We start from the raw sequence: 26,610 nt of genomic DNA on the forward strand, positions 1-26,610 counted from the left end.
CCCCCCCCCCCCCCCCCCCCCCCCCCCCCCCCCCCCCCCCCCCCCCCCCCCCCCCCCCCCCCCCCCCCCCCCCCCCCCCCCCCCCCCCCCCCCCACGCCAGGTGAGCTCAGCTGATCGTGGAGCACGGTGCGCTGCGGAGCGCGGCGGAGCCGTTCAGGGGCAGCCGGTGTTCCAACCGGTCAGGGCGGGCCACTCGTGGTCGTGGCCCAGGATGCCGTAGCGGCCGGTCGCCAGCGGGAACAGTGCGCCCTTGTCCGGGCCGAACCCCAGCCAGCGGGCGGTCAGCACCCGCAGCACGTGCCCGTGGGCGACGAGGGCGACGTCACCACCGTCGAGCAGCGGCCGCGCCCGCTCCAACACCCGGTCGACCCGCTCGCCCACCTGCGCCAGCGTCTCCCCGGGGCTGTCGCCGGGCTCGGTGCCGTCGTGCCACAGCGACCACGGGTGCCCGACGCGGTCGCTGATCTCCGGGGTGGTCAGCCCCTCCCAGCGGCCGTAGTCGACCTCCACGAGGTCCGGTTCGAGCACCGTCTCGATGCCGTCGTCGAACAGGCCGGCCAGCTCCGCGGTGCGCCGCGCCCGGATCAGCGGGCTGACGAAGGCGTGCGTGATGCCACGGCCGCCCAGCACCGACCGCAGCCGCCGCCCGTCGTCCTCCCCGTCGGGCAGCAGCGGCAGGTCGGTCAACCCCGTGTGCTGCCCGCTCCTGCTCCACTCGGTCGCTCCGTGCCGGACGACGACGATCTCACCCACGCTGGACCTCCTCCGCCGGGACCGGCCCCGGCTCGCTCGAACCGGACGACTCCCGGCCGCCCACGGACACGGTGCCGGCGACGGTCATCACGATCACCGCACCCAGGATGACCAGCAACGGCGCCGTCCAACCGCCGGTGGCATCGTGCACCGACCCGATCACCAGCGGGCCGGTGGCCGCCACCACGTAGCCGCACCCCTGCACCATCGCCGACAGCTGCCGGCTCTCGGTCTGGTCCCGGGACCGCCGGACGATGGCGATGAACACCACGGTGATCCCGCCGCCCTGCGCGACCCCTGCCAGCGAGCACCACAGCGGCCACAGCGAGGAGGCGACCAGCATGCCCAGTGGCAGGGTGGCCCACAGCGTCGTCACCGCCAGCAGCACCGCCCACGGACGCTGCCACCAGGCGACCAGCGCGGGGATCGCGAAGGCGCCGGCGACGGCGAGCACCTGGAACAGCGACGAGCCGACCCCGGCCGCCTCCCGGGACAGCCCCTGCTCGTCGGCCAGCAGCGTCGCCAGCCAGGCCGTCGTCCCGTAGAAGGCGAACGACTGCCCGGCGAAGGTGACGGTCAGCCCCCAGGCGACCGGCCGGCGCCAGACCGACCGGCCGGGCACCGGCGGCGGGGGAGCGGGCGGGGTGGTGCCGGCCGCCGCGGCGCGGGCCACGTGCCGGCGCAGCGCGGCGGTCCAGACGGTGGCGGCCACGACCACCAGCAACCCCCAGGACGCCAGCGCCAGCTGCCAGCCCAGCACCGCGGCCAGCGGTGCGGTGAGCGCGGAGGTGAACGTGGAGCCCAGGTTCATCGTCGCGGTGTAGGCGGCGGTGACCACGTTGGTCACGCCGGGGAAGTCACGGCCGATCACCACCGGGACGACGATGTTGCCCACGGTGATGCCCAGCCCGATCACCACCGTGCCGGCGATCGCGGCCTCCTCGGTGCCCAGCGAGCGCAGCAGGGTGCCGGCCAGCACCCCGGCCATCGACACGACGACGGCGCGGTGCACCCCGGTCCGGGCGATCAGCAGCGAGGCGAACGGCGCGGCCAGCCCGAAGCAGAGCACCGGGATGCTGGTCAGCAGTCCGATGGTGCCGGCGCCGACGCCGAGGTCGCGGCGGATCAGCTCGACCACGGGGGCGACGGCCACCAGCGGTCCGCGCATGTTCAGCGCGACCAGCAGCACCCCGACCAGCAGCAGAACCGGCACGGCCGCTGTCCCCCGTGTTCGTTGCACCGGTCCACTCAACTCCACCGCGCCGCCGTGCCGCGCGCCGGGGGCGGGGGCGCGGAAGCCGATCTGTGCAGCCGGACACATGGCGTGGTGTCGGGAAGGTGGTGGGGCAGTACTCGCTTGTGCGCAACGAGACTCCGGTGGCCGATCCCGGGGCCCCGACGTCGCGCACCGACGTCCCGCGCACCTCACGTCCTGGAGGACACATGACCAGCGCCACCGCCCCCACGCTCACCTTCGACCTCGGCGGCGACCTCCCCGTCCACCGCCTCGGCTACGGCGCCATGCAGCTCACCGGCGACGGTGTGTGGGGCGAGCCGGCCGACCGGGCCAACGCCGTCCGCGTCGTGCAGGCCGCCGTCGAGCAGGGCGTCGACTTCATCGACACCGCCGACTCCTACGGACCGGTGGTCAGCGAGCAGATCATCGCCGACGCGCTGCACCCCTACGCCGACGGCCTGGTCGTGGCCACGAAGGCCGGCCTGACCCGCACCGGTCCGGGCGAGTGGATCCCGGTGGGCCGCCCGGCCTACCTCAAGCAGCAGGTCGAGCTCTCGCTGCGCAACCTCAAGGTCGACCGGATCGACCTGATCCAGCTGCACCGGATCGACCCCGAGGTGCCGCTGGCCGACCAGCTGGGCGCCTTCGCCGAGCTCAAGGAGCAGGGCAAGGTCCGGCACATCGGCGTCTCCGAGGTCTCCGTCGAGCAGCTGAAGGCGGCCCGGGAGATCACCGAGATCGTCAGCGTGCAGAACATGTACAACCTGACCAACCGGCAGAGCCAGGACGTGCTCGACTACGCCACCGCGGAGGGCATCGCCTTCATCCCGTGGTTCCCCATCGCCACCGGTGACCTCGCCAAGCCCGACAGCCCGGTGGCCGCGGTGGCGAAGGAGCTGGACGCCACTCCGTCGCAGGTCGCGCTGGCCTGGCTCCTGGCCAAGTCGCCGGTGATCCTGCCGATCCCGGGCACCAAGTCGCTGGACCACCTGGCCGAGAACCTCGGCGCCGCCCAGCTGACCCTCTCCGCCGACGAGATCGCCCGCCTGGACGCCCTCGCCGGCTGACGAAGGACCCTCGCCGGCGCAGAGGTGATCAGGTGACCTGATCAATGCCTGTCCCCCCGCACCAGCACTGGTGCGGGGGGACAGCGTCTGATCAGGTCACCTGATCCGACTCAGGACGGCGCTGCCGAGCTCAGGCGGGGGAGTGCTCGGGGCCGGTGCCCGGGTGCAGCAGCGGGCCGGTGTGCCCCTCGCCGCTGCCCAGCGCCGCGACGAACTCCCGCAGCAGGTCGCCGCCGTTGTGCTTCGCCCGCCAGCCCAGGTCGGTGCGCGCCTTGGTGGTGTCCAGCGGCGGCACCCCGATGCCCATGTCCAGCCAGCCGGGCTCGATCTGCAGCACGTGTGCGGCGAACGCGGCCTGCATCCCGGCGCGCAGCGCCACCGCCGGCACCGGCACCCGGCGGGTGCCCAGCGCCCGGGCCAGTCCGTCGGCGTCGAGGTTCGGCGGGGCGGCCACGTTGAACGCCCCCGGCGCCCGCCGGTCCAGCACCCGGGCGATCAGGTCGGCGACGTCGTCGGCGTGCACGAAGCCCAGGTGCAGCGACCCGGGCAACGGCAGCGGCAGCAGCTTGGCCACCGGTCCGGGCACCGCCCGGGCGGCGGGGAAGAGCACCGGCCCGAGGAAGTAGCGGCCGATCTCGCTGGCCGCGTCCGGCTGCAGCACCAGCGTCGGGCGGATCGGGGAGACCGTCGCCTCCGGGTGCGCGGCGTCGAAGTCGCGCAGCAGCCCCTCGACCGTCGACTTCATCCGGCTGTACTGCGAGGACGGGATGCCGGTGGTCGGCCAGTCCTCGCCGACCGGGTGCACCTGCGGGCCGGCGGCGTACGTGCCGATCGAGGACAGCGCCACCACGTGCGCCACCCCGGCCCGGCCGGCCGCGTCGAGCACCCGGCGGGTGCCCTCCACGTTCACCCGGTGCAGCAGGTCGGGCTGCCGGTCGGGGATCAGCGCCCACGCCGAGTGGACGACGGCGTCGGCCCCGGCGAGGAACTCGTCGAGCACCGGCTCGCTGGAGCTCTCGCCGAGGTCGGCGCTGAACCAGCGCACCCCCGCGTACGGCTCGGTCTCCGGTGGCCGGCGGCGGGCCAGCCCGCGCACCTCGGCGACCCCGGCGTCGGCCAGGGTGCGCAGCAACGCCGTCCCGACGTTGCCGGAGGCGCCGGTGACCGCCACGGTCATGCCCGACAGGTGTCCGCTGGGGAGCTCAGCCATGTCCGGCGGCTACCCGCGCAGGACGACGTCCACCCCTCAGCCGGCGACGTCGACCGCGTCGAGCGTCAGGCCTCGGCACGCCGCCAGCCGCTCGGACTCCTCGGCCAGGCGCCTGCGGACCGCGGGCGGCAGGGCCTGCCACGGCTGCACCCGCACCGTGAGCCGCCGCCCGGAGCTGCGCGGTCGCCACACGCCGGCCACCTCGCCGTCGACCAGGACCGCGCCGGGGCGGCCCAGCACCGGCCACAGCTCCTTGGCCCGCGCGCGGTCGGGCACCAGCAGCGACCGGTCGCGCAGCTGCAACCACGGGTCGTAGGGGCCGAGCAGCCGCACCACTGGGGCCGGCCCCGCGACCGCGGCCGGCAGGTCGGCGGCGAGCAGCCAGCGGCGCTCCCCGTCGACGGTGACCTCGGCGGCGTCGTCGGGCCAGCGCGCCCGGACGGCGGCGACCGGGGCGTCCAGGTGTGCCGCGACGTGCTGCGGGGTGGCCGGGCCGTACAGCCGCAGGTGGCCGCGGACGACGTCCAGCCGCTCGGGCACCTCCGCGGCCGGGGCCAGCCCGGGCACCGGCCGCAGCACCGGTGGTGAGGTGCCCGGCACGAGTTCCAGTCCGGCGCGCAGCGCGGCGAGCCGGAACGGCTGCTCATACAGGTGGGTGGCCTGGCACGGGCGGCACCAGCGCAGGTACGGCTCGGGCAGCAGCTCGGCGAGCCGGCCGGAGACCTCGCCCTTGGCCATCGGCTCGGTGACGAGCGTGCGCATCGTGCCGGCGACGGTGTCCAGGGCGGTGAGCACCGGGATGCCCGCCGCGCGCAGCGGCTTCGCCGCGTCGAAGACCCGCTTGGCGGCGTCGGCCTCGGAGAACGGCGCGGTCGCGGCGAGGACGCCGGGCAGGTCGGCGCGGCGGTACAGGTGCGGAGCGCCCCGCAGGGTCCAGGCCACCGCCAGGCCGGGGAGCTCCGGCGCGACGTCGAGGCCGCGGACGGCCAACGCCCACCGGCCCGCCTCGGGGCCGGTGTCCTGCACGCCCTGGTCGAGCACCGCGGTGTCGTCGGTCGTGCCGGTGGAGCGGTCCAGCTGGTGGGCCCGCACCCGGTGACCGAGCACCTGCGCCCGGGTCAGCACCGTCATGGCGTCACCGTAGGGGCAGGTGCCGACGGTCAGGAGGCGACGGTCTCGTCGAGGGCGTCGCCGCGCCGCTCGGGCAGTGCCCAGGCCGAGGCGGCGGCGAGCACGAAGGCCAGCGCGAACACCCCGAACACCAGCCCGGTGCCTCCGCCGTCCAGCAGCAGGGGCACCGCGAGCGGCGCGAGGATCGAGGCGATCCGGCCGAAGCCGGCCGCCGCGCCCGCGCCGGTGGCGCGCAGCGCGGTCGGGTAGACCTCCGGGGTGAGCGCGTAGAGCGCCCCCCAGGCCCCGAGGTTGAAGAACGACAGGACCATGCCGCTGGCCAGCACCGCGGAGTCCCCGCCGGCGACGGCGAACAGGCCCGCGCCCAGCGCCGAGCCGAGCAGGAACACCCCCAGGGTGGGCCGGCGGCCCCAGCGCTCGACCAGCCAGGCCGCGACCGCGTACCCGGGCAGCTGGGCCAGGGTGATCAGCAGCGTGTAGCCGAAGGACTTCACCAGCGAGAAGCCGGAGGCGTAGAGCAGCGTCGGCAGCCAGGTGAAGGCGCCGTAGTAGGCGAAGTTGATGCAGAACCACACGCCCCACAGCGCGGCCGTGCGCCGCCGGGCGGCCGGGGCCCACAGCTGACCCGGACGCGCCCGGGTCACCGGCGCGGCCACCCGGGGGCTGGGCACCGGGTCGACCCCGGCGGCCCGCTCGAAGCGGCGGACCGCGGCCTCCGCCTCGTCGGTGCGACCGCGCAGCTCCAGGAAGCGCACCGACTCGGGCAGTCCCCGGCGGACGACGACGGCGTACAGCGCCGGCAGCGCCCCCAGGGCCAGGGCCCAGCGCCAGCCGTCGTCGCTGCGCGGCACGACGAAGTAGCCGATCAGCGCGGCCAGCACCCAGCCGACCGCCCAGAACGCCTCCAGCGCCACGACCACCCGGCCCCGCACCCGGGCCGGTGCGTACTCGCTGACCAGGGTGGAGGCCACCGGCAGCTCGGCGCCCAGGCCCAGCCCGATGAGGAACCGGAACACCAGCAGGGCGCCGACCGACCAGGACAGCGCCGCGGCGCCGGTGGCCAGACCGAACACGAGCAGGGTGAGCGCGAACACCTGCCGGCGGCCGATCCGGTCGGCCAGCAGCCCGCCGAGGGTGGCGCCCAGCGCCATGCCCACGAACCCGATGGAGGCGATCCAGGACAGCTGGGTGTCGGTCAGCGACCACTGGACGGCGAGGGCGGTCATCACGAAGGAGATGAGCCCGACGTCCATCGCGTCCAGCGCCCAGCCGATGCCGCTGCCCACCACGAGGCGGCCGTGCTGCCGGGTCAGCGGCAGCCGGTCCAGCCGCTGCGGCCGGGTCAGCGGCGCGGCCGGGGAGGTCGGGGAGGCGGCGGTCGGCTCGGCGCTCATCGACGCGGCCTACCCGACCGGGCGCCCGGTCTCACCCCTGCGTGCCGGCGAGCGGGTCCGGCAGCCGGTTCGGGCCGGCCTCGACGGGCCGGGGACGATCCTCGGGGTGCGGCCGCACGGCCAGCAGCGCGACGTCGTCGGTGGCCGCGCCGGGCACCAGCCGGGCCAGCAGCGTGTCGCACAGCTCCTCCGGCGGGGTGCGCCCGAGGTCGCGCAGCGCGTCCTGGAGGGCGGCCAGCCCGGCATCGAGGTCGGAGCCGGGCCGTTCGACCAGCCCGTCGGTGAACAGCAGCAGGGTGCTGCCGTCGAGCAGGTCGACGGTGTGGTCGTGCCGCCGCGCGTCGGCGGTCACCCCCAGCATCAGGTCCGGGCGGGTGGCCAGGAGCCGGGAGCTGCCGTCGGGGGCGAGCAGCACCGGAGGCAGGTGGCCGGCGCTGCTCCACCGCAGCCGCCGCCCGCCGGTCCCGGTCCCGTCCGGCCGCCGCTCGACCCGGGCCAGCAGGACGGTGGCCAGGGTGCCGACCGCCAGCCCCGTCGCGGCGCGCTCGGTGCGGGTGAGGGTGGCCGACAGCGGCTCGTCGTTGTCGAAGGCCAGGGCGCGCAGCAGCCCGCGCAGCTGGCCCATCGCGGCCGCGGCGTCGCTGTCGTGGCCGACCACGTCGCCGATCACCAGCACGGTCGCGCCGTCGGGCTGCAGGAACGCGTCGTACCAGTCACCGCCGACCTGGGCGCCGGAGGCGGCGGGCAGGTAGCGCACCACCAGGTGCAGGTGGTCCGGCTGCGGCGGCGGGGTGAGCAGCGCCTGCTGCAGCCGGTCGGAGAGCGCGCGGTCCTCCGCGGCGCGGCGGGCGGCCTCGCGCAGCCGCGTCGCCTCGGCCTCCGCCGCCCGCCGCTCGGTGAGGTCGCGGAAGGAGACGACGACGCCGGTCACCTGCCCGTCCTCGACCGTGGGCACGGCGACCAGGTCGACCGGGACGGCGCGGCCATCACGGTGCCAGAAGACCTCGTCGGCGGCGTGCACCGGCTCCCCGGTGCGCAGCGCGCGCCACACCCCGCACTCCTCGAGCGGCAGCGGCGTGCCGTCGGGGCGCCGGGAGTGGATCAGCTCGTGCTGGTTGATCCCCAGCTGCACGGCCGCGGGGTGCCCGGTGATCCGCTCGGCGGCGGGGTTGACGAACTCCACCCGGCCCTCGGCGTCCAGGCCGTAGATGCCGTCGGCGGTGTTGTCCAGGATCTTGCGGAACAGCTCCAGCGCCCGGGATAGCTCCGCCTCGACGGCCTGCAGCCGGACCACGTCCGCGTGGTGCTGGGCCAGGGTCCGGCGTTCCGGCATGGGGTGGTGGTCTCCTCCTCGGGGTGCGCGGGCAGCGTCCCCAGCCTGCACCACGCGGCACGGCGGGGGACCGGGGGCTCCCGCGGTCAGCCGTGCGTGCGCACGTGGGCGGTGACCAGCTCCCCGACCCGGTCGGCGGCGAGCTCGGGCAGCCAGTGGTCGGCGTCCTCGAGCACCTCCAGCGCGTAGGGCGCGCTGACGAACTCCCCGGTCGCCTCGGTCGCGGCCCGGCCGAGGAAGGTGTCCCGCGCCCCCCAGACGTGCAGCGTCGGCACCCGCACCCGGCCCACCGGGTCGTTCCCGGCCAGGGGCAGCGCCCGGTACCAGTTGAGTGCGGCGGTCAGCGCCCCTGGTTCCCGCATCCGGTCGACGTAGCGGTCGACCAGTTCCTCCGGCAGACCGCCCTGCCGCAGCATCCGGCGCAGCACGGCACCGCCACCGGCCAGCAGCGCCGCCTCGGGAGCCACGGGCAGCTGGAAGAGCCCGATGTAGGCCGAGCGCAGCGCCTGGTCGCTGTGCCCGAGGGCCTGGGTCATCGCGGCCGGGTGCGGCACCGACAGCGAGGTGAGGGTGCGCACCCGCCACGGGTGCCAGGCGGCCAGCGCCCAGCCGACGATGCCGCCCCAGTCGTGCCCGACGACGTGCGCGCTCTCCAGCCCGGCGGCCTGCAGCAGCGCCAGGACGTCGTCGGCCGTCTCGCGCAGCCGGTAGGCCGAGCGGCCGGCGGGCCGGGCGCCGGGGGAGTAGCCCCGCTGGTCCGGCGCCAGGGTGCGCAGCCCCGCGGAGTGCAGGACCGGGCTGAGCCGGTCGAAGGCGCCGGAGTCCTGCGGGAAGCCGTGCAGCAGCACGACCGGCTCCCCGTCGGACGGGCCGGCGTCCCGGACGTCGAAGACGAGGTCACCGCGGCGGAAGGAGTCCATGCCCCGTCCCTTCCCCGGCGACCGCCCGCTCACTCGGGCAGGACGTGGGAGAACACCGACGTCGGGCTGCCGTCCCGGTCCCGCACCACCGAGACCCGCACCAGCGCCGGCACCGGCGAGCCGTCGGCGTGCACGAACGCCGTGGACAGCTCGGTCACGCCGATGAACGCGGTGAACAGCCCTTCGACGGCGGGCCGGTCCGCCACCGGGGTCAGGTCCTGCACCCGGCTGTCCCGGAGCTCCTCGGCGGTGGTGCCCAGCAGCGCGGCGAAGGCCTTGTTCACTCGCAGCAGCCGCCCGTCCATCCGGGTCATCGTCATGCCGATCGGCGCGTCGTCGAAGGCGTGCCGGAACATCGCCTCGCTGGCCGCCAGCGCCCGCCGCGCCTCGACGGTGGCGGTCACGTCCCGGGAGACCGACAGCACCTCCCGCACCCGGCCGTCGTCGTCGCGCAGCTGGCGGGTCCCGCTCTCCAGCCAGCGCAGGCTCCCGTCACGGTGCACGTAGCGGTGCACGGCGGTGCCGTCGAGCACGCGCGCGGCCAGCTCCGGGTCGGCGACCAGCCGGGCCAGGTCCTCCCGGTGCAGCAGGTCGCCGATCGACCGGCCCACCAGCTCCTGCGGCAGCCAGCCGAGGATGGGGCCGCTGCTGGCCGAGGCGTAGCTGATCCGGAGGTCCGGGGTGGTCACCAGGACCAGTTCGTCGTTCCCGCCCAGCGGCAGCACCGCGCTGCCCCCGGCCTCGGCCGGCGGTCCGCTGACCGCGCGGCGGGCCAGGCGGGCGGTCAGCGCCGGAGAGGCCGGCTCCGGCTTGCCGAACAGCCAGCCCTGCGCCGCGTCGCAGCCCATCGCGATCAGCTGCCGGGCCTGTTCGTCGGACTCCACGCCCTCGGCCAGCACCCGGCGTCCCAGGCTGTGCGCCGCCTCGACGACCAACCGGACGAGCACCGCGTCGGCGGTGTCGCTGGCCACCCGCTCGACGAAGGACCGGTCGATCTTCACCAGGTCCAACGGCAGCGCGCGCAGCAGGCTCAGCGCCGAGTGCCCGGCACCGAAGTCGTCCAGCGCCAGCCGCACGCCCAGGTCGCGGATCTGGGTGAGCCGGGCCGCGGTGGCCTCCAGGTCGGTGATCGCCGCCGTCTCGGTGATCTCCAGGCACAGCCGCTCCGGGGTCAGCCCGCTGTCGGCCAGCGCCCGCACGACGTCGTCGGTGAAGTCCCGCTGGGCCAGCTGGACGGCGGAGACGTTGACCGCGACCGTGGCGGCGAGGCCGGTGGGACCGGTCGGCCAGCCGGCCGCCTCCCGGCAGGCGGTCTGCAGCACCCAGCGGCCCAGGTCGACGACCAGCCCGGTCTGCTCGGCCAGCGGGATGAACCGGTCGGGCGGGACGACGCCGAGCTCCACGTCGTCCCAGCGGGCCAGCGCCTCGACCCCGGTCACCTGCCCACCCGGGAGCGCGACCACCGGCTGGTAGTGCAGCGTCAGGCCCCCGGTCTCGATGGCGTGCCGCAGCCGGCGCTCCATCGCGTGCCGCGCGCGGACCACGTCGGTGGCCTCGGCGTCGGCCAGCAGCTCGCTGCCGAAGTGCGCGACGCGGCCGCGGCCCAGGGACTTGGCGCGGTACATCGCCAGGTCGGCCTGGTGCAGCAGGTCGTCCAGCGACGCCGGCAGCCGGCCGTCGGCGCTGGCCACCCCGACGCTGGCGCCCAGGCTCACCAGGTGCTCGGCCGGCCCGTCGGCGCCCAGCGCGCTGACCACGAACGGCGCGGCCGCGGCGAGCACGATCCGCTCGGCCAGCGCGCTGCTCTGCTCGCCGGTCATCGCCTCGCCGGTGACGACGGCGAACTCGTCCCCGGAGAGCCGCACCACCAGGTCCTCGGCGCGGGCCACCCCGCGCAGCCGGCGGGCGAACTCGACGAGCACCTGGTCACCGGCGCTGTGCCCGAGGTGGTCGTTGACGTCCTTGAACCGGTCCAGGTCGATGTAGCAGAGCACGCCGGCGCCGCCGGCCTGCCGGAGCCGCTCGAGGAGGGAGATCCGGTTGGGCAGCCCGGTCAGCGGGTCGTGCAGTGCCTGCCAGGCGTACTGCTGGGCGAGGTGCTCGAACAGCACGGTCACCGGCACCACGAGCAGCCGGCCCTCCGCTCCGGTCACGACGACGGCGTCGAGCAGCGCGTCGCCGGCGGCGCGCCGCTCGACGACCGCTGCGGCCGCCTGCGGCACCGGGGCGTCGGCCGGGAAGCACAGCGTCTCCGGCACCCCGAGCTCGGGCAGCTCGCGCCGGGCGTTCACCAGCCGGCCGTAGCCGAGCCGGCCGGTCATCGCGACCTCGAACCAGGAGCGGCTGACCAGCACCGGCGCCTCGGGCCGGTCGGTGACCACCCAGCGCAGCCCGGCGTCCCGGCGGAACAGGGCGTCCAGGGCGGCCAGCGGCACTCCCGGCGGCACCAGCCGGGCCGGCACCGCCAGGTCGCCCAGCGCGGCGACCGCGGGCCCGTCGGCGCCCGGCGCAGCGGGTGCAGCGGAGCCGGCGACCGCGACGGGCGCCGGCGGAGCAGGCAGGGCGGTGTCCACCGTCCCGGTGCTGGTCATCGACCGTCGTCCTCCCCGGACCGCCGCGCGGCGATCGTCGGGAGGAATGATGATCATGGTCGGCGGGACGGGGCGATGCCCTCTCACCCGTCCGGGTCGGCGCCGTGGTGAGCCCAGGCAGGCGCCGGAGGCCGCGGTCGGGGACGATGGAGCGGTGGTGGCACCCGCGGCGCGCGAGCTGATCGTCCTGGTCGACGAGGACGGGACGGCGATCGGCACGATGCCCAAGCCGCTGGTGCACCACGGGGAGACCCCGTTGCACCGCGCCTTCTCCGCCTACCTCTTCGACGAGGCCGGCCGGTTGCTGGTCACCCGCCGCGCCGAGGGCAAGGCGACCTTCCCCGGCATGTGGACCAACACGGTCTGCGGGCACCCCGGCCCGGGTGAGGACGACGTCGCGGCCATCGCCCGCCGGGCGCGCTACGAACTGGGCCTCGGGGTCGAGCAGCTGCGGCCGGCCCTGCCGTCCTACCGCTACCGGGCGGTGTTCCGCGGCGTGGTGGAGAACGAGATCTGCCCGGTCTGGATCGGCCGCTTCACCGGCACGCCGTCGCCCGAACCGACCGAGGTCGGTGAGTGGGAGGTGCTCGACTGGGCCGACTTCCGGGCCCGCCAGGAGGCCCAGCTCGACGACGCCTGGTCGCCCTGGTGCCGCGAGCAGGCCCGCCTCATCGAGGCCGCCGGCCTCGCGCCCACCACCTGAGGGAACGCGGGGTCGCCCGGCCCCGTCCAGAGGCTCGCCCCGAGCCTGCGAGGGGTGAGGAGGACGGGGTCCTTCGTCAGGCGTGCACCACGAGCCGGACGGTGCAGCCCTGCCCGGCCGCGTCGGCCGGGGTGGTGGTGAGGACGTCGACCGACCGGCGGGCCAGCCACAACCCCATCCCGCCCACGGCCATGTCGCCGTGCGCGGGGCCGTAGCCCACCAGCGGGTCGTCGAAGGCGGTGCCCCGGTCGGTCACCGCGCACAGCAGGCGCTCCGGGGTGCACCACAGCTTCACGTCGACGGGGGGCACGCCGTGCTCGGTGGCGTTCGCGGTCACCTCGTCGATGGCCAGCACGAAGTCCTGCGCGGCGTCCTCGGACAGCGCGCTGTCGGCCAGCGCCTGGCGCAGGGCGCGGCGCAGGGCACGCATGTCGTCGAGGTCGACGACGGCCAGGGTGGGCTCGGTGTCCTCCAGGGGATCGGGCACCCGCGCCCGCTCCACCTCACGCAGCAGCTCCTCCGGAGCCCGGTAGTCCGGGTTGCGCACCGCGCCGTCGGCGGTCAGCAGCCACGGGTGCGTCGCCCGCGCCACCGACTGGGCGTCGACACCGTCGGGTTCGCCCACGGCCGGGCTCAGCAGGCACAGGTGATCGACCGGCCGCTCGGCGAGCACGTGGTTGAGCAGCGCCTCGGTCTGCGTCCAGGTCGTCCAGTCGTCCGGCTCGCCGGGGCCGGTCACCAGGTGCAGCCGCCGGCCGTCGGGCGGCAGCTCGCCGTCGACGAGCGACCCGATCGCGGCGATCGCGTTCGGGGGACGGTCGCCCAGCGGGTCGGCCGGGCCGACGTGGACGTCCTCGGGGCGGCCGAGGGCGTCCAGCAGGGCACCGGCCACCGGCTCGGTGCAGGCCACCACGACCGGCTCGCCGGCGTCCAGGGCGGTGCGCAGCACCGGGCCCAGGACGGCGGCGACGTCCTGTCCCGGGCGCACCACGTAGCCGATGTGCCGGTAGCCCTGGGGCTCCGGGCTCGGCGACGGGACGACCTGCTGCTGGGCGTGCTCCACGGGCTGGGCCCGCCTCCTTCGTCGGCTGCTTCGACTGGGGGTCTGTGCCCGGGGACGGTGATCAGGAATCATCGGTCCGGCGAAGGTCACACTCCCGGTCGGGCCCGGCATGGCCCGCGAGCCCGCGGTGTTGAGGTGGCCGTGCACAACGACGTCGTGGTGATCGGGGCCGGGCAGGCCGGGCTCTCGGCCGCTTGGGCACTGCGCCGGGCCGGCGCCGACTTCGTCGTGCTGGACGCCGACGCCGGGCCGGGCGGTGCCTGGCAGCACCGCTGGCCCTCGCTGCGGCTGGACCGCGCGCACCGGATCCACCCCCTGCCGGGGATGGCGCTGCCCGACGCCGACCCGGCGACCCCGGCCAGCGAGGTGGTGGGGGACTACTTCGCCGCCTACGAGCGCCACTTCGACCTGCCGGTGCGGCGGCCGGTGGCGGTGCGGGCGGTCCGGCGCACCGACCACGGCTTCGCGCTCGGCACCGACGTGGGGGAGTGGACGGCGCGCGGGCTGGTCAACGCCACGGGCACCTGGACCCACCCGTTCTGGCCCGCCTACCCGGGGCGGGAGCTGTTCGGCGGCCGGCAGTTGCACGCCGCCGACTACCGCGGCGCGGAGGAGTTCCGGGGGCAGTCGGTGGTCGTCGTCGGCGGGGGGACGTCGGCGGTGCAGCAGCTGATCGAGATCAGCGAGGTCGCCGAGACCACCTGGGTCACCCGCCGGGAGCCGATCTGGCGCCCGGGGGACTTCGACGAGGACGCCGGCCGCGCCGCGGTCGCCCTGGTCGACGCGCGGGTGCGCGCCGGCCTGCCGCCGGGCAGCGTCGTCGGCGTCACCGGGCTGCTGGAGACCGAGGCGGTGCTCGCCGCCCGGGACCGGGGCGTGCTGGACCGGTTCCCGGTGTTCGACCGGCTCACCCACGACGGTGTGGCCTGGGACTCCCCGGCCCGGTTCGTCCGGGCCGACGCCGTGCTGTGGGCCACCGGCTTCCGGGCGGCCCTGGACCATCTCACGCCGCTGCACCTGCGCGCCCCCGGGGGCGGCATCGCGATGGACGGCACCCGGGTGGTCGCCGAGCCACGTCTCCACCTGGTCGGGTACGGCCCCTCGGCGAGCACGATCGGCGCCAACCGGGCGGGGCGGGCCGCCGCCCGCGAGCTGCTGCGCACCCTTGCCGCCGGACCGGAGGTTGACCGGAGGCCATCGGCGGTAGTGACCGACGCATGAGCGAGAACCCGGACCCCGCCCTGCCCGACACCGGCATGGCCACCGGCAACGACGAGGGGCTGCCCGGTGAGCGGAGCCGGGTGCCCCTCGGTGTGGACGAGCAGGAGGCCCTGGCCGCCCTCGAGCAGCCCGACGGCCGGCCGGCCGAGCCCGCCGTGGAGGACACCCCGGAGGTGGCCGCGGCGGCCGCCGACGACGCGCCGCTGCCGACCGCCGGCGACGGCGGCGGCAACGACGACGGGCTCGACCCGCAGTTCACCGACCAGTGAGCGGGGTGGTCCCCCCGCTCACTGGTCGTTGAGCCGGACGGTGATCAGCGCGACGTCGTCCTCGGCGCCCTCGGACGGCAGCAGCCGGGCGAGCAGCGTGTCGGCGATCTCGTCGACCGGCCGGCCCCCGAGGGTGGTGAGCTCGGTACGCAGCCGCTCGACGCCCTCGTCGAACACCTGGTCGCGGCGCTCGACCAGTCCGTCCGTGTAGAGCAGGACGGTCGAGCCGCGCGCCACGGTGGTGACGTGCTCGCGGCGGGGGGCGTCGGCGGAGACCCCCAGCAGCAGCTCCGCGCGTGGCCCGTCGAGCACCTGCACCGAGTCGTCGGGGTGCTGGACCACCGGGGGCAGGTGCCCGGCGTTGGACCAGCGCAGCCGGGTGAGGCCGTCGGCCCGCTCCTGCGGGGTCTGCTCCAGCCGGGCCACCAGCACGGAGGCCATCGTCCCCAGTTGGAGCCCCTCGATCGCCCGGTCCAGCCGGGACAGCACCACGGCCGGACCGCCCTCGCTGTCGAAGGCGATCCCGCGCAGCAGCCCGCGCAGCTGACCCATGCGGGCAGCGGCCTCGGTGTCGTGGCCGACCACGTCGCCGATCACCAGCATGGTGGCGCCGTCGGGCTGCTGGAAGACGTCGTACCAGTCGCCGCCGACCTGCGACTCGCGGGCGGCCGGCTCGTAGCGGACGGCGATGTCGAGGTGGTCGGGGTCCGGCGGTTCGGACAGCAGGCTGCGCTGCAGGGTGAGGGCGACCCGGGCGACCCGGCGGCTGCGGGCGTACAGGGCTTCCAGCAGGTTGGTGCGCAGGTCGCCGACCTCGCCCAGCTGGGCGGGGGACCAGGGCTCGGAGCGGTTGCGGACCACCTCCCGCCAGCGGTCGAAGGACTTCCGCGGGGAGAGCCGGACCGTGTCGCCCTGGCGTTCGGCGATCGCCTTGTTGTGCGGGTCGCCGCCCCAGTCGACCGAGTGCACCTGCTCCGCGCGGGTCCAGATCACGTACTGGCCCTCCGGCAGCGGCAGGGCCAGCACGCCGCAGGCCAGGTCCGCCGGTACCGGGAGGTGCGGCGCCACCAGCGGCAGCTGGTCGGTGCTCACCACGTCGCTGCCCTGCTCGGCGGCCCAGGCGGCCAGCGCGCCGACGACGGCGGCCGGCAGTGGCGCGCCGGCGGACGCGGTGGCGCCCTGCAGGTTCAGCACCACCGAGTCGGCGGGCAGGACGTCGAGCAGCCCGGGGCTGCCCAGCAGGCTCTGGGCCAGCGGGCGGTCCTCGTCCAGCGCGGCAGCGGTGAGCCAGGCCAGCGTCGAGCGGACCTGCAGCGCGCGCCGGTGCTCCTCGTCCTGGGCGCGGTCGACCAGCCGCAGCGACAGGGCGGAGCCGAGGAACTCCGCCGCGGCGCGGGTGGCGTAGGGCGGGGAGTGCGGGCCGGCGTAGTGGTGGCAGGCGATGAGCCCCCACAGCTTGTCGTCGCGCAGCAGCGAGATGGACATCGAGGCGCGGACGCCCATGTTGCGCAGGTACTCGCAGTGGATCGGGGAGACGCTGCGCAGCGTGGAGAAGGTCAGGTCCAGCGGCTGGCCGGTGGCCGGCAGGTCGACCGGTTCCAACGGCGACGGCGTGTAGTCGACGTCGTCGATCAGCCGGATCCAGTTCTTCTCGTACAGCGCCCGCGCCTGGGCCGGGATGTCCGAGGCCGGGTAGTGCAGGCCGAGGAAGGAGTTCAGCCCCGCCACCTTCGCCTCGGCGACGACCTCGCCGTTGTAGTCGGCGTCGTAGCGGTAGACCATCACCCGGTCGAAGCCGGTGAGGGCGCGCACCGCCTCGGCGGTGATGTCGTAGAGCTCCTGCAGCGAGGTCGCCCGGTTCAGCTCGACGATGGTGCCGCGCACCGCCTGGTAGGTGTTCGGGAAGGAGAAGGGCCGCGGGCCGGAGGCCGGCTCCAGCTCCACGACCAGGGTGCTGGCCGCGACCGTCCCCGCGGCCAGCACGCGCACCGACGGGCCGTCGACCAGCGGCGGCAGGACGATGTTCTCCGAGCCGTGCACCGCCCGGTGCAGGATCGCGTCGACCGGGCACGGCGTGCCCTCGCAGTCGAGGACCAGCTCCACCGGGTTGCGCTCCCGCAGGTCGCCGAAGGCGCTCGCCGACCGGGCCACCGCCTCGGCGGCGGGCACCCCGAGCACCTCGGTCAGCGGTCGCCCCAGCGCGTCGTCCCAGGGCATGCCGACGACGTCGGCGAGGTTGCGCGACACCTGCCGCACCACCATGTCCGGCTCGCTGACCGCCAGCAGGACGCCGCGCGGCTGGATGCTGCCCGGTACGTGGATCGGCTCGCGCTCGCAGTTGCTCAGGTCGACCGGTTCGCCCGGCGCCAGCCAAGGGCCGGTCTGCACCCGGTCGGTCATGCGGTGACCTCGCTCCCTCGGACGTGCCCCCGCGGCAGCGCTGCCCCTGAGTCTCCCTGCTCGGCGGGGACCGCGCCGCACCAGGCGGCCAGTGCGCTGAACGTATCCCGCGCCGCGGCCACCAGGCGGCCGGCGTCGCCCCCGCCGGCGACCCGCTCACGGGTGACCGTCCGGAAGGCGTGCCACATCGCGCCCGTCTCGGTGCCGTAGGGGGAGAACGCCCGCAGCACGCCGGGCGCCGCCACGTGCGGCAGCGTGGCCAGGTGCCGGTCGATGAACACCCCGCCGAGCGAGGAGCCCTCCAGCACGTACAGCCGGCCCAGCGCCGCGTCGGTGTCGGCGACCGCGGGCAGCTCCGGCTGGGCGGGTGGCTCCACCGGAGGCGCACCCAGCGCGGCGAGGTCGGCGGCGAACAGGTGCGACCGCCGCCGTCGCGACCACCCGACCCGGGCGGCGTCGGCCGGCTCGGCTCCGGCCCAGGCGTCCAGGCCGGCCTCGGCGGCGCGCCAGAAGCCGTGCATCCGGGCGAGGGCGGCCACCAGGCGCTCGCGGGTCAGCCGGGGGTCGAGCAGGTCGAGGGTGTCCTCGACGGCCCGGTGCTCGGCCGCGGTCTCGCTGCGCAGCCGGCGGAGCACGTCACGGTCGTCGGTCACCGGGTCCGCGTCGTCCACCGCGCCGGCCCGGGTCCCGGGGAGCGCTTCTCCTGCTGTGCTCAACTCGCCCAGCCTAGGGCACCCGGGTGACGATCGGGCGGTGGCGTCATCGCGTCGATCACCTCGGCGGTGCGCACGCCGAGGTGCAGCAGCAGCCGGTCGGCGCCGTCGCCGAGGTCCAGCCGGGTGAGCTGCTCGATCGGGCCCAGCCGGTGGTGCAGCTCCGTCCACCAGGTCCTGCAGGTCGTCGCGCACCGGGCTCCTCCCGCCGTTCAGCCGGTCGTGCGAAGCGGGGCGCCGGATTCCCTGCGTCTGGCGCTGGTGCGGGCGAGCCGCCCTGCCTAGCGTCGTAGGTCACACCCCGCGTTCCCGGAGGTCGCCGTGCTCGCCTCGAAGGCCCTGCTGGCCGCCGCCCGGCGCCCCGGTCTGCGGCGGGTGGTCACCGGGACGCCGGTCACCCGGCGCGTCGTCGACCGGTTCGTGGCGGGGGAGACGCTGCCCGAGGTGCTCGACGTCGTCCGGGCGCTGACCGCCTCGGGCCTGGCGGTGACCCTGGACCACCTCGGCGAGGACGTCACCGACCGCCGCGAGGCGCAGCGCACCCGGGACGCCTACCTCGCCGCCCTCGACGGGCTCGCGCCGTTCGGCCTGGGCCGGCGGGCGGAGGTGTCGGTGAAGCTGTCGGCCTTCGGTCAGGCGCTGCCGGTCGGCGGCGACGACGTCGCGCTGGCGCTGGTGCGCCCGGTGGTCGAGTCGGCCTCGGCGCTGGGCACGACGGTCACCCTCGACATGGAGGAGTTCCGCACCGTCGACTCCACCCTCGGCGTGCTGGCCGAGCTCCGCCGCGACCACCCGGGCACCGGTGCGGTGCTGCAGGCGATGCTGCACCGCACCGAGGACGACGCCCGCGCGCTGGCCACCCGAAGTTCCCGGGTGCGGCTGGTCAAGGGGGCGTACCGCGAGCCGGCGGCCGTGGCCCACCAGGAGAAGGCCGCCGTCGACGCCGCCTACGCCCGCTGCCTGGAGATCCTGGTCCGTGGCGACGGCCACCCGATGGCCGGAACCCACGACCCGGCGCTGATCGCCCGGTTCCTGGAGCTGGTCGCCGGGACCGGGCGGGGCAGCGACAGCTACGAGCTCCAGCTGCTCTACGGCATCCGCCCCGACGAGCAGACCCGGCTGGCCGCCGCCGGGCACACCGTGCGGGCCTACGTGCCCTACGGCGCCGACTGGTACGGCTACTTCATGCGCCGCCTGGCCGAGCGCCCGGCCAACGTGCAGTTCTTCCTCCGCTCCCTCGCCACCCGTTCCTAGCACCCCGCCTCTCGCCAAGATGGCCATTTTGGCGACGTCGATCCCCGAGGAGCACCCCATGGACGCCGTCACCCGGGTCCCCGCGCCGCGCAACGAGCCGGTGCGCGACTACGCCCCCGGCTCACCGGAACGGGCGGAGCTCCAGCAGCGGCTGACCGAGCTGGCCGCCTCGCCGTTCGAGCTGACCGCCACGATCGGCGGCGTGCAGCGGATGGGCCGGGGCGCCGCCTTCGACGTCGTCGCCCCGCACCGGCACGCCCAGGTGCTCGGCACCTCGGCGCATGCCACCGCAGCGGACGCCGAGGAGGCGGTGCGGTGCGCGAAGCAGGCAGCGCCGGCCTGGCAGGAGCTGTCGTTCGACGACCGGGCCGCGGTCTTCCTCAAGGCCGCCGACCTGCTGGCCGGCCCGTGGCGGCAGACCCTCAACGCGGCCACGATGCTCGGCCAGAGCAAGACCGCCCACCAGGCCGAGATCGACAGCGCCTGCGAACTGATCGACTTCTGGCGCTGGAACGTGCACTTCGCCCGCCAGGTGGTGGCCGAGCAGCCGGTCTCCTCGGCCGGGGTGTGGAACCGCACCGACCACCGCCCCCTCGAGGGAGTGGTCTACGCGATCACGCCGTTCAACTTCACCGCCATCGCCGGCAACCTCCCCACCGCCCCGGCGCTGATGGGCAACACGGTGATCTGGAAGCCCTCGCCCACCCAGCAGGTGGCGGCGCACCTGACCATGCGGCTGCTCGAGGCCGCCGGTCTCCCGCCGGGCGTGATCAACATGCTCCCCGGCGACGGGCACCAGGTCTCCGACGTCCTCGTCGTCGACCCGGACCTGGCCGGCATCCACTTCACCGGGTCCACCGCCGTGTTCAAGCAGCTGTGGCAGCGGGTGGCCGAGAACCTGGACACCTACCGCGGCTACCCGCGGATCGTCGGCGAGACCGGCGGCAAGGACTTCATCGTCGCCCACCCCTCCGCCGACCCCGACGTGCTGCGCACCGCGATGATCCGCGGCGCCTTCGAGTACCAGGGGCAGAAGTGCTCGGCGGCCTCCCGGGCCTACGTGCCGCGCAGCCTCTGGGGCCGGATCCGCGACGACCTGATCGGCACCGTCGAGGACATCCCGATGGGCGACGTCACCGACTTCTCGAACTTCATGGGCGCGGTCATCGACCGGAAGTCGTTCACCAGGCTGTCGGACGTGCTCGAGGCGGCGGACGCCGACGACGCGCTCACCGTGGTCGCCGGCGGCACCGCCGACGACAGCGAGGGCTTCTTCGTCCGGCCGACGATCATCGAGGGCACCGACCCAGGGCACGACGTCTTCACCACCGAGTACTTCGGCCCGGTGCTGGCGGTGCACGTCTACGACGACGCCGACTACGACACCGTGCTGACCCAGATGGAGTCTGCGGCGCCCTATGCGCTCACCGGCTCGGTGATCGCCCAGGACCGCACGGCGATCGCGCACGCGCAGCGGTTCCTGCGGCACGCCGCGGGCAACTTCTACGTCAACGACAAGCCCACCGGTGCCGTCGTCGGGCAGCAGCCCTTCGGCGGTGGCCGCGGCTCGGGCACCAACGACAAGGCCGGCGCCGCGCAGAACCTGCTGCGCTGGACGTCGACCCGGTCGATCAAGGAGACGTTCGTCCCCGCCACCGACCACCGCTACCCGCACATGCTCTAGTGGCGGCGTTGCTCATCGGCGAATGGCGGCCACCGTCGGCGTGGTGGTCCACCACTCGCCGATGATCACGGCGTGGGCGGCAGCTGGATCTTCCGTGCGTCGCAGAGCTCGGTGAGGAAGTCGGCGACCGTCTCCTCCACGGATCCCTCGCCGGGCACCACGGCGCCGGGCTCGGCGGCGCCCAGGGGTTCCAGGGTCGCCAGCTGACTGCGCAGCAGGCTCGGCGGCATGTAGTGCCCCTGACGCTTGGCCAGCCGCTCGGTGAGCACCTCCTCGGAGGTGTTCGCATGGGCGAACCACACCGAGGGGTGGCCGTCGCGGATCAGGTCCCGGTAGCTCCGCTTGAGCGCGGAGCAGGTGAGGATGAACGACGTCCCGGCGGCCTCGTGCTCGCCGATCAGCTCGGCGATGCGGCGCAGCCACGGCCAGCGGTCCTCGTCGTCCAGCGGGGTGCCGCTGCGCATCTTCTCGACGTTCTCCGGCGGGTGCAGGTCGTCGCCCTCGATGAACTCCCACTGCAGCCGCCGGGCGAGCTCGGTGGCGACGGTCGACTTGCCGGAGCCGGAGACCCCCATGACGACGATGCTGGTGGAAGCCGGGATGCTGGGCGTGGTTTCCATGCCCCGACCGTAGGGGCACATGCCGGGAACCGGCGACGGGAGGACGGCGGGTGACCGGGACGCAGCGGCGGAGCTCGCTGTGGCAGATCCCGGCCGTCCGGTCGCTGTTCGCCCTGAACCTGCTGGGCTTCCTCAGCTACTCGCTGCTGCTCTCGGCGCTGCCGGCGCACGCCGCGGCGGTCGGACACGGGCTCACCGCGGCCGGTTCGGTCACCACCGTGTTCCTCGGGGTGACCGTGCTGGGCCAGCTGGCGGTGCCGGCGCTGGTGAACCGGCTGGGGGTCACCCCGGTGCTCGTCGCCGGGCTGCTCGCCCTCGGGCTGCCCTCGCCGCTGTACCTGCTGTCGGAGGACCTGGGCTGGTTCGCCGCCGTCTCCGCCGTCCGCGGCCTGGGCTTCGCGGTGATCACCGTGCTCGGTTCGACGATCGCCGCGCAGGTGGTGCCACCGGAGCGCCGCGGCGAGTCGATCGGCCTGTACGGGCTGGCGATCGCCGTGCCGATGCTGGGCGCGGTGCCGGGGGGCGCCGCGCTCACCCTGGCCGGGCACTTCGGCTGGGTGGCCGCCCTCTCCGCCGCGCCCGCGCTCGCCTGCGTGTTCGCGCCGGCGCTGGGCCGGGCGATGGCCGCCGTCGAGCAGCCGAGCCCGCGGCCGGGCTCGGCACGCCGAGCGGTGCGGGCGGCCATCGCCCCGTCGCTGGTGCTGCTGGTGGTCACGTTCGCTGCGGCGGGGTTCTTCACCTTCCTGCCGATCGAGCGGCCCGACGGGGCCCTCGCCCCGGTGGCGCTGCTCTGCTACGGCCTGACCAGCGGGCTCGCCCGGTGGCGGGTGGGGGTGCTGGTCGACCGGCTCGGCGCCCGGGCGCTGCTGCCCGGCACGCTGGCGGCGGGCGTGGCCGGGTTGCTGCTCATCGCCTGGGGGCTGGTCGCTGCCGGCGCGGCCGGCGCGGCCCTCGTGCTGGGCGGTGCGCTGCTGCTCGGCGTCACCTACGGCGCGGTGCAGAACCTCACCCTGGTGGTCGCGCTGGCGCGGGCCGGCGGCGGTCCGGCCGCCACCGTGAGCGCGGTGTGGAACGCCTGCTACGACAGCGGGACGGCGACCGGCGCGCTGCTGGTCGGGGCGGTCGCCGCCGGGGCGGGCCTGCCGTGGACGTACGTGCTGATCGCGGCGCTGCTCACCGCCGCGCTGCCGCTGGCCACCGCGCTCGGCCGGACGCCGGTCGGCGCACCGGACCTGCGCTGATCAGCGCGCCGCGCCACCCGACTGCTGCCGGACCGCCTCGGTCAGCCGGTCGACCGTGCGCACCTCCTCGGCGGCGCGGCGCAGCCACTCCCGCAGCCCCTCGGCGTCGCCGCGGTTGCGGTCGCGCAGCTGGCCGAGCAGCACCTGCCGGGTGCTGGCCTGGGCACGCATCGCGGTGGGCAGGGTGCGGCCGGCGCGGCGGGCCAGTGCGGTGAAACCGGCGCCGACGTACACGAGCTCGCGGGTGTCGGAGAGGCCGGTGAGCAGCTGCTCGGCGTCGTCGGTGCGGCCGGACTCGACCAGCTGCAGGTACTCGCGGGCGCGGGCGGCGCCGAGGTCGGCGGGGGAGTTCGACGGTGCGGTCACGCCCTCCACTGTGCCCGCCCGCCGCCGGGGATGCCGCCCGGCCCGGGAACGACGAAGCGGCCCCGTCCCGGAGGACGAGGCCGCTTCGTGGAGGGTGCGCCATCAGGGACTCGAACCCCGAACCCGCTGATTAAGAGTCAGCTGCTCTGCCAATTGAGCTAATGGCGCGTGTCGCGCGGCAGCGCCGGGCAACGGAGGAGAACTCTACACGGCGTCCGCCGCCCACGAGCAGCCGGGCAGCATGCTGCTGCTCACACCCGACTGTCAGCACCGGCGGGGACACTGGGACGAAGTGCGTGCGGTGCCTCCGGGACGGGCTCGGGTGGGCACGCGCCGGGAGAGGGCAGGTCGTCGTGGGGTCGCGCCGGGCGAGACGGATCGCCGCAGTGCTCATCGCAGCGGTGCTCGCGCTGCTGGTCGGCTGTCAGGGGACGTCCGACCGGTCCGCGGCGGCGGCACCGTCGTCGGCCGCGCCCGCGGAGGTCTCCCTGAGCGTCGCCGACGGCGCCACCGACCTCCCGCCCACGACGCCGGTGCAGCTGACCGTCGCCGCGGGCGAGCTGGTCGACGTCGAGGTGACCACCGCCGACGGCGGCACGGTGGCCGGCACGATCGGCGCCGTGGCGGGCGACCCGGCCGCGCGGGCGTGGACGCCCGACGAGCCGCTGGCATACGGCACCAGCTACACGGTCACCGCCACGGCGGCGAACGCCGACGACGTGCAGACCGCGGCCACCAGCACCTTCACCACGGTCAGCCCCGCGACGCTGTCCACCCCGGGCATCGGCCCGCTGGACGGCACCACCGTCGGCGTCGGCATGCCGATCCGGGTCTTCTTCGACGACCCGGTGGCCGACAAGGCGGCCGTGGAGAGCCACCTGCTCGTCGAGAGCTCCACCCCGACCGACGGCGTGTGGAACTGGGTGCGCGACGACGAGGTGCACTTCCGCCCGTCGACGTACTGGCCGGCGCACACCGACGTGACGCTGCACGCCGACCTCTACGGGGTCGACTTCGGCGACGGCGTCTGGGGGGAGAAGGACCGCACGATCTCCTTCTCCATCGGCGCGAGGCACGTCTCCGTAGCCGACGCCGGCGCGCACACGCTCACCGTGTACGACGGCGACCAGCAGGTGCAGAGCTGGCCGATGAGCGCCGGCAGCAGCGACAACCCCACCCGCAACGGCGCGCACGTGGTGCTGGAGAAGTTCGCCGACATCACCATGGACTCCTCCACCTTCGGCCTGGCCGTCGACGCCCCCGGTGGCTACCGCACCGACGTCGAGTACGCGACGCGCATCTCCAACAACGGCGAGTTCGTGCACGCGGCGCCGTGGTCGGTGGGCGACCAGGGCTCGGCGAACGTCTCGCACGGCTGCATCAACCTCTCCACCGACCGGGCCAAGTGGTTCTACGACTTCTCCCAGCCCGGCGACGTCGTCGAGGTGGTCAACTCCATCGGCCCGACGCTCTCGGCGGTCGACGGCGACATCTACGACTGGGCGATCCCGTGGGAGGAGTGGCAGGCGGGCTCTGCGCTCTCCTGACCGCACCCGCCCGGGAGGCGGGGACCCGGACCGGGCCCCGGCCTCCCGTCGGTCACAGCCGCATGCCGCGGTCGGTGCGTCGGTTGCTCCCGGGCAGGACGGCGCAGACGACGGCCTCGACCGCGGCGTAGACCCCCAGCGCGGCGGCGACGACCGCCGCCGGCGGCACCACCAGCGGCGCAGCGAGCAGCGACACCGCCAGCACCCGGGGCGCGTCGCGGACCCAGCCCGCCCGGCGCGCCGGGGGCACCAGCGCGCCCCAGCGCACGCCGGTCCACATCAGCCAGCGACGCACGGGCGGCACCCCCAGCTCGCGCAGCACCCGCCGGAAGAGGCCGTCGGCGTCCCGCGCGCTGACCGCGGCGCTGGGCACCCCCTCGGTCACCAGCCAGTCGTGCAGCACCGCGGCCAGGGTGAACCGACCGAACTGCGGGAACAGCCACACGACCACCCGGGGCACCGAGGCGAAGTCGGTGCGGAACCCGGCCGGGACGACGAAGACGTCCCGGCGCCCGCGGTAGACCAGCGGCCCGACCACCTCCCAGCACAGGTCGTCGGCGCGGCGGACGGTCAGTGGCGGTGGGTCGAACGGCACCCCGGGAGCCTCTCCCACCGGAGGGCGCCCGGCAGGGGTCAGGGCGCGGAGGCCGCGGTGTGTGCGCCCACCGGGCCGCCGTCGTGCGGGTCGTCGCCGTCCGGGTCGTCGCCGTCCGGGTCGTCGCCGCCGGCCGACCCGGCTGCCGCCGGGGAACGCACCTCCCGGCGCCACCCCTGCACGGCGGCCGCGAGCACCCCGGCCACCGGCACCGCGACGAACAGCCCCAGCAGGCCGAACGCCGAGGCGGCCCCGGTCGTGAGGAGGAGCACGACGAGCGGGTGGAAGCTGATCGCCCGGGAGAGCAGCAGCGGGGCCAGCACGTTGCCCTCGATCTGCTGCACCACGACCACGATCAGCAGCGCCCACAGCGCCTGGCTCAGCCCGCCGGTGACCCCGGCGACGGCGACCGCCACCGCGCCCGCGATGGTGGCCCCCACCAGCGGCACGTAGCCCAGCAGGAAGGTGAGCGCGCCGATCGGCAGGGCCAGCGGGACGCCGAGCACCCACAGCCCGGAGCCGATGAGGACCCCGTCGATGAGGCCGGTGGCGGTGGCCGCGTAGAACCACGCACCGGCCGTGCGCATGCCGGCGCGGAAGGCCGCGTCGGTGGGCGCCCGGCGTCCCGCTGGGAGCGCCCGGACGAACTGCCGCCACAACCGGTCGCCGCTGGTGAGGGCGAAGAGGGTGAAGAACAGGGCGATCGCCAGGACGGTCGCGACGTTGCCCGCTGCGTTGAGGCCCTGGGCCGCCGCGCCGCCCAGCCCGCTCATCGCGGTGCCCACGGACGACTCGAGCTGGTCGAGGACCTGGTCGAGCCCGGCGTTGTCCAGGTCGTCCGTGCGGTCCTGGGCCCAGGTGGAGACCGCGTCGACGGCGTCGGTGCCCGCTGCGACCAGGCCCGGCCAGGCGCCGATCAACTGCAGCACGAGGAAGAACAGGACGCTCACGAAGAACGCCAGGTAGGCCACGACGCAGAGGACGGCGGCCAGCACGGCCGGCACGCCGCGCCGCCGCAGCCAGCGGGTGATCGGCCACAGCATCGCCACCTGGGCGAGGCCCAGCATCGCCGCGGCCGCGACGAACTGGACCTGCAGCACCAGCCAGATGGCGCCCACGGCGGCCAGCCCGATGACCAGGAGGCGCCCGGCGATCGTCGCCTCGCGGTGCAGTGTGGTCACCCGCCCGTCCGGGCGTGCGGTCGCGGGGTCAGCAGGGACCGGCGGCTGTTCCCTCATGCCCTGCCCCCCTTCCGCCAGGTCGGATCCGTTGCGCAGCGGTCCGCGTCATGGCCGGC

23 protein-coding genes and 1 tRNA gene are annotated in these 26,610 nt (G+C 75.5%); 8 read left to right on the top strand and 16 right to left on the bottom strand.

The window, feature by feature from the left end:
• Positions 1 to 154 precede the first annotated feature (154 nt).
• Both ACI79A_RS17205 and ACI79A_RS17210 read right to left on the bottom strand, forming a co-directional pair.
• Positions 155 to 754, bottom strand: a complete 600-nt coding sequence (locus ACI79A_RS17205; protein WP_457084977.1) for a histidine phosphatase family protein — start codon at positions 752 to 754, stop codon at positions 155 to 157.
• Complete coding sequence (locus ACI79A_RS17210) at positions 747 to 1,967, bottom strand: MFS transporter (RefSeq protein ID WP_457084978.1); 1,221 nt, start codon at positions 1,965 to 1,967, stop codon at positions 747 to 749. Before ACI79A_RS17210 ends, ACI79A_RS17205 begins: the two co-directional genes overlap by 8 nt.
• A gap of 230 nt (positions 1,968 to 2,197) precedes the next feature.
• Between ACI79A_RS17210 and ACI79A_RS17215 the strand changes: the two genes are divergently transcribed.
• Positions 2,198 to 3,058, top strand: coding sequence for an aldo/keto reductase (locus ACI79A_RS17215; protein ID WP_457084979.1), 861 nt, complete (start codon positions 2,198 to 2,200; stop codon positions 3,056 to 3,058).
• Between the two features lie 130 nt (positions 3,059 to 3,188).
• Here the strand turns inward: ACI79A_RS17215 and ACI79A_RS17220 are convergent, their stop codons facing one another.
• From ACI79A_RS17220 to ACI79A_RS17245, 6 genes are all read right to left on the bottom strand, one after another.
• Positions 3,189 to 4,268: an NAD-dependent epimerase/dehydratase family protein gene (locus ACI79A_RS17220; protein ID WP_457084980.1), complete on the bottom strand. Its 1,080-nt coding sequence runs from the start codon at positions 4,266 to 4,268 to the stop codon at positions 3,189 to 3,191.
• Positions 4,269 to 4,304: 36 nt separating this feature from the next.
• Complete coding sequence (locus tag ACI79A_RS17225) at positions 4,305 to 5,399, bottom strand: winged helix DNA-binding domain-containing protein (RefSeq protein ID WP_457084981.1); 1,095 nt, start codon at positions 5,397 to 5,399, stop codon at positions 4,305 to 4,307.
• A gap of 29 nt (positions 5,400 to 5,428) precedes the next feature.
• Positions 5,429 to 6,793, bottom strand: coding sequence for an MFS transporter (locus tag ACI79A_RS17230; RefSeq protein WP_457084982.1), 1,365 nt, complete (start codon positions 6,791 to 6,793; stop codon positions 5,429 to 5,431).
• Positions 6,794 to 6,824: 31 nt separating this feature from the next.
• Positions 6,825 to 8,126 carry a PP2C family protein-serine/threonine phosphatase gene (locus tag ACI79A_RS17235; protein WP_457084983.1) on the bottom strand — a complete coding sequence of 434 codons (1,302 nt, stop codon included), beginning with the start codon at positions 8,124 to 8,126 and terminating at the stop codon, positions 6,825 to 6,827.
• A gap of 86 nt (positions 8,127 to 8,212) precedes the next feature.
• Positions 8,213 to 9,046, bottom strand: coding sequence for an alpha/beta fold hydrolase (locus ACI79A_RS17240; protein WP_457084984.1), 834 nt, complete (start codon positions 9,044 to 9,046; stop codon positions 8,213 to 8,215).
• Between the two features lie 29 nt (positions 9,047 to 9,075).
• Positions 9,076 to 11,637 (bottom strand): EAL domain-containing protein, encoded by a 2,562-nt coding sequence (locus ACI79A_RS17245; RefSeq protein WP_457084985.1) that lies wholly within the window; start codon positions 11,635 to 11,637, stop codon positions 9,076 to 9,078.
• A 154-nt stretch (positions 11,638 to 11,791) separates the two neighbouring features.
• Here ACI79A_RS17245 and idi point away from each other — a divergent pair, with 154 nt between their 5' ends.
• On the top strand, positions 11,792 to 12,340 hold the full coding sequence (gene idi, locus ACI79A_RS17250) for an isopentenyl-diphosphate Delta-isomerase (protein WP_457084986.1): 549 nt from the start codon (positions 11,792 to 11,794) through the stop codon (positions 12,338 to 12,340).
• A gap of 76 nt (positions 12,341 to 12,416) precedes the next feature.
• On the opposite strand, the gene ACI79A_RS17255 is transcribed toward idi, so the two are convergent.
• On the bottom strand, positions 12,417 to 13,403 hold the full coding sequence (locus tag ACI79A_RS17255; RefSeq protein WP_457084987.1) for an ATP-binding protein: 987 nt from the start codon (positions 13,401 to 13,403) through the stop codon (positions 12,417 to 12,419).
• Positions 13,404 to 13,538: 135 nt separating this feature from the next.
• Between ACI79A_RS17255 and ACI79A_RS17260 the strand changes: the two genes are divergently transcribed.
• Positions 13,539 to 14,624, top strand: coding sequence for an FAD-dependent oxidoreductase (locus ACI79A_RS17260; protein WP_457084988.1), 1,086 nt, complete (start codon positions 13,539 to 13,541; stop codon positions 14,622 to 14,624).
• On the top strand, positions 14,621 to 14,893 hold the full coding sequence (locus ACI79A_RS17265; RefSeq protein ID WP_457084989.1) for a hypothetical protein: 273 nt from the start codon (positions 14,621 to 14,623) through the stop codon (positions 14,891 to 14,893). The genes ACI79A_RS17260 and ACI79A_RS17265 overlap by 4 nt, the downstream gene beginning before the upstream one ends.
• Before the next feature lie 18 nt (positions 14,894 to 14,911).
• Here the strand turns inward: ACI79A_RS17265 and ACI79A_RS17270 are convergent, their stop codons facing one another.
• Complete coding sequence (locus ACI79A_RS17270) at positions 14,912 to 17,293, bottom strand: SpoIIE family protein phosphatase (RefSeq protein ID WP_457084990.1); 2,382 nt, start codon at positions 17,291 to 17,293, stop codon at positions 14,912 to 14,914.
• Positions 17,290 to 18,009, bottom strand: a complete 720-nt coding sequence (locus ACI79A_RS17275; RefSeq protein WP_457084991.1) for a biliverdin-producing heme oxygenase — start codon at positions 18,007 to 18,009, stop codon at positions 17,290 to 17,292. The genes ACI79A_RS17270 and ACI79A_RS17275 overlap by 4 nt, the downstream gene beginning before the upstream one ends.
• A gap of 318 nt (positions 18,010 to 18,327) precedes the next feature.
• Between ACI79A_RS17275 and ACI79A_RS17280 the strand changes: the two genes are divergently transcribed.
• Together ACI79A_RS17280 and pruA are read left to right on the top strand one after the other, a co-directional pair.
• Positions 18,328 to 19,260: a proline dehydrogenase family protein gene (locus tag ACI79A_RS17280; protein ID WP_457084992.1), complete on the top strand. Its 933-nt coding sequence runs from the start codon at positions 18,328 to 18,330 to the stop codon at positions 19,258 to 19,260.
• 58 nt (positions 19,261 to 19,318) lie between these two features.
• Entirely contained in the window at positions 19,319 to 20,944 is a 1,626-nt protein-coding gene (gene pruA / locus ACI79A_RS17285) for an L-glutamate gamma-semialdehyde dehydrogenase (RefSeq protein WP_457084993.1), read from the top strand.
• A gap of 65 nt (positions 20,945 to 21,009) precedes the next feature.
• On the opposite strand, the gene ACI79A_RS17290 is transcribed toward pruA, so the two are convergent.
• The gene (locus tag ACI79A_RS17290) at positions 21,010 to 21,564 is read right to left on the bottom strand and encodes a gluconokinase (protein WP_457084994.1); all 555 of its coding nucleotides are present in this window, start codon (positions 21,562 to 21,564) and stop codon (positions 21,010 to 21,012) included.
• Positions 21,565 to 21,614: 50 nt separating this feature from the next.
• Between ACI79A_RS17290 and ACI79A_RS17295 the strand changes: the two genes are divergently transcribed.
• Positions 21,615 to 22,805: an MFS transporter gene (locus tag ACI79A_RS17295; protein ID WP_457084995.1), complete on the top strand. Its 1,191-nt coding sequence runs from the start codon at positions 21,615 to 21,617 to the stop codon at positions 22,803 to 22,805.
• On the opposite strand, the gene ACI79A_RS17300 is transcribed toward ACI79A_RS17295, so the two are convergent.
• The gene (locus ACI79A_RS17300; protein ID WP_457084996.1) at positions 22,806 to 23,171 is read right to left on the bottom strand and encodes a hypothetical protein; all 366 of its coding nucleotides are present in this window, start codon (positions 23,169 to 23,171) and stop codon (positions 22,806 to 22,808) included.
• Positions 23,172 to 23,266: 95 nt separating this feature from the next.
• Positions 23,267 to 23,339, bottom strand: a tRNA-Lys gene (locus ACI79A_RS17305).
• Between the two features lie 218 nt (positions 23,340 to 23,557).
• On the opposite strand from ACI79A_RS17305, the gene ACI79A_RS17310 reads away from it, so the two are divergent.
• Complete coding sequence (locus ACI79A_RS17310; protein ID WP_457084997.1) at positions 23,558 to 24,718, top strand: L,D-transpeptidase; 1,161 nt, start codon at positions 23,558 to 23,560, stop codon at positions 24,716 to 24,718.
• Between the two features lie 52 nt (positions 24,719 to 24,770).
• Here ACI79A_RS17310 and ACI79A_RS17315 read toward each other — a convergent pair whose 3' ends face one another.
• Together ACI79A_RS17315 and ACI79A_RS17320 are read right to left on the bottom strand one after the other, a co-directional pair.
• Entirely contained in the window at positions 24,771 to 25,313 is a 543-nt protein-coding gene (locus ACI79A_RS17315; RefSeq protein ID WP_457084998.1) for a DUF1353 domain-containing protein, read from the bottom strand.
• Between the two features lie 38 nt (positions 25,314 to 25,351).
• Positions 25,352 to 26,494, bottom strand: coding sequence for an AI-2E family transporter (locus ACI79A_RS17320; RefSeq protein ID WP_457084999.1), 1,143 nt, complete (start codon positions 26,492 to 26,494; stop codon positions 25,352 to 25,354).
• Positions 26,495 to 26,610 lie beyond the last annotated feature (116 nt).

Source organism: Modestobacter sp. SYSU DS0657, from assembly GCF_054050925.1.

Bases quoted from the DNA above. Each gene is read 5' to 3' on its own strand.
- ACI79A_RS17290 (WP_457084994.1), bottom strand. From the start codon at position 21,564: ATGGAAACCACGCCCAGCATCCCGGCTTCCACCAGCATCGTCGTCATG.
- ACI79A_RS17225 (WP_457084981.1), bottom strand. From the start codon at position 5,399: ATGACGGTGCTGACCCGGGCGCAGGTGCTCGGTCACCGGGTGCGGGCC.
- pruA (WP_457084993.1), top strand. From the start codon at position 19,319: ATGGACGCCGTCACCCGGGTCCCCGCGCCGCGCAACGAGCCGGTGCGC.
- ACI79A_RS17220 (WP_457084980.1), bottom strand. From the start codon at position 4,268: ATGGCTGAGCTCCCCAGCGGACACCTGTCGGGCATGACCGTGGCGGTC.
- ACI79A_RS17230 (WP_457084982.1), bottom strand. From the start codon at position 6,793: ATGAGCGCCGAGCCGACCGCCGCCTCCCCGACCTCCCCGGCCGCGCCG.
- ACI79A_RS17265 (WP_457084989.1), top strand. From the start codon at position 14,621: ATGAGCGAGAACCCGGACCCCGCCCTGCCCGACACCGGCATGGCCACC.
- ACI79A_RS17215 (WP_457084979.1), top strand. From the start codon at position 2,198: ATGACCAGCGCCACCGCCCCCACGCTCACCTTCGACCTCGGCGGCGAC.
- ACI79A_RS17270 (WP_457084990.1), bottom strand. From the start codon at position 17,293: ATGACCGACCGGGTGCAGACCGGCCCTTGGCTGGCGCCGGGCGAACCG.
- ACI79A_RS17235 (WP_457084983.1), bottom strand. From the start codon at position 8,126: ATGCCGGAACGCCGGACCCTGGCCCAGCACCACGCGGACGTGGTCCGG.
- ACI79A_RS17240 (WP_457084984.1), bottom strand. From the start codon at position 9,046: ATGGACTCCTTCCGCCGCGGTGACCTCGTCTTCGACGTCCGGGACGCC.
- ACI79A_RS17245 (WP_457084985.1), bottom strand. From the start codon at position 11,637: ATGACCAGCACCGGGACGGTGGACACCGCCCTGCCTGCTCCGCCGGCG.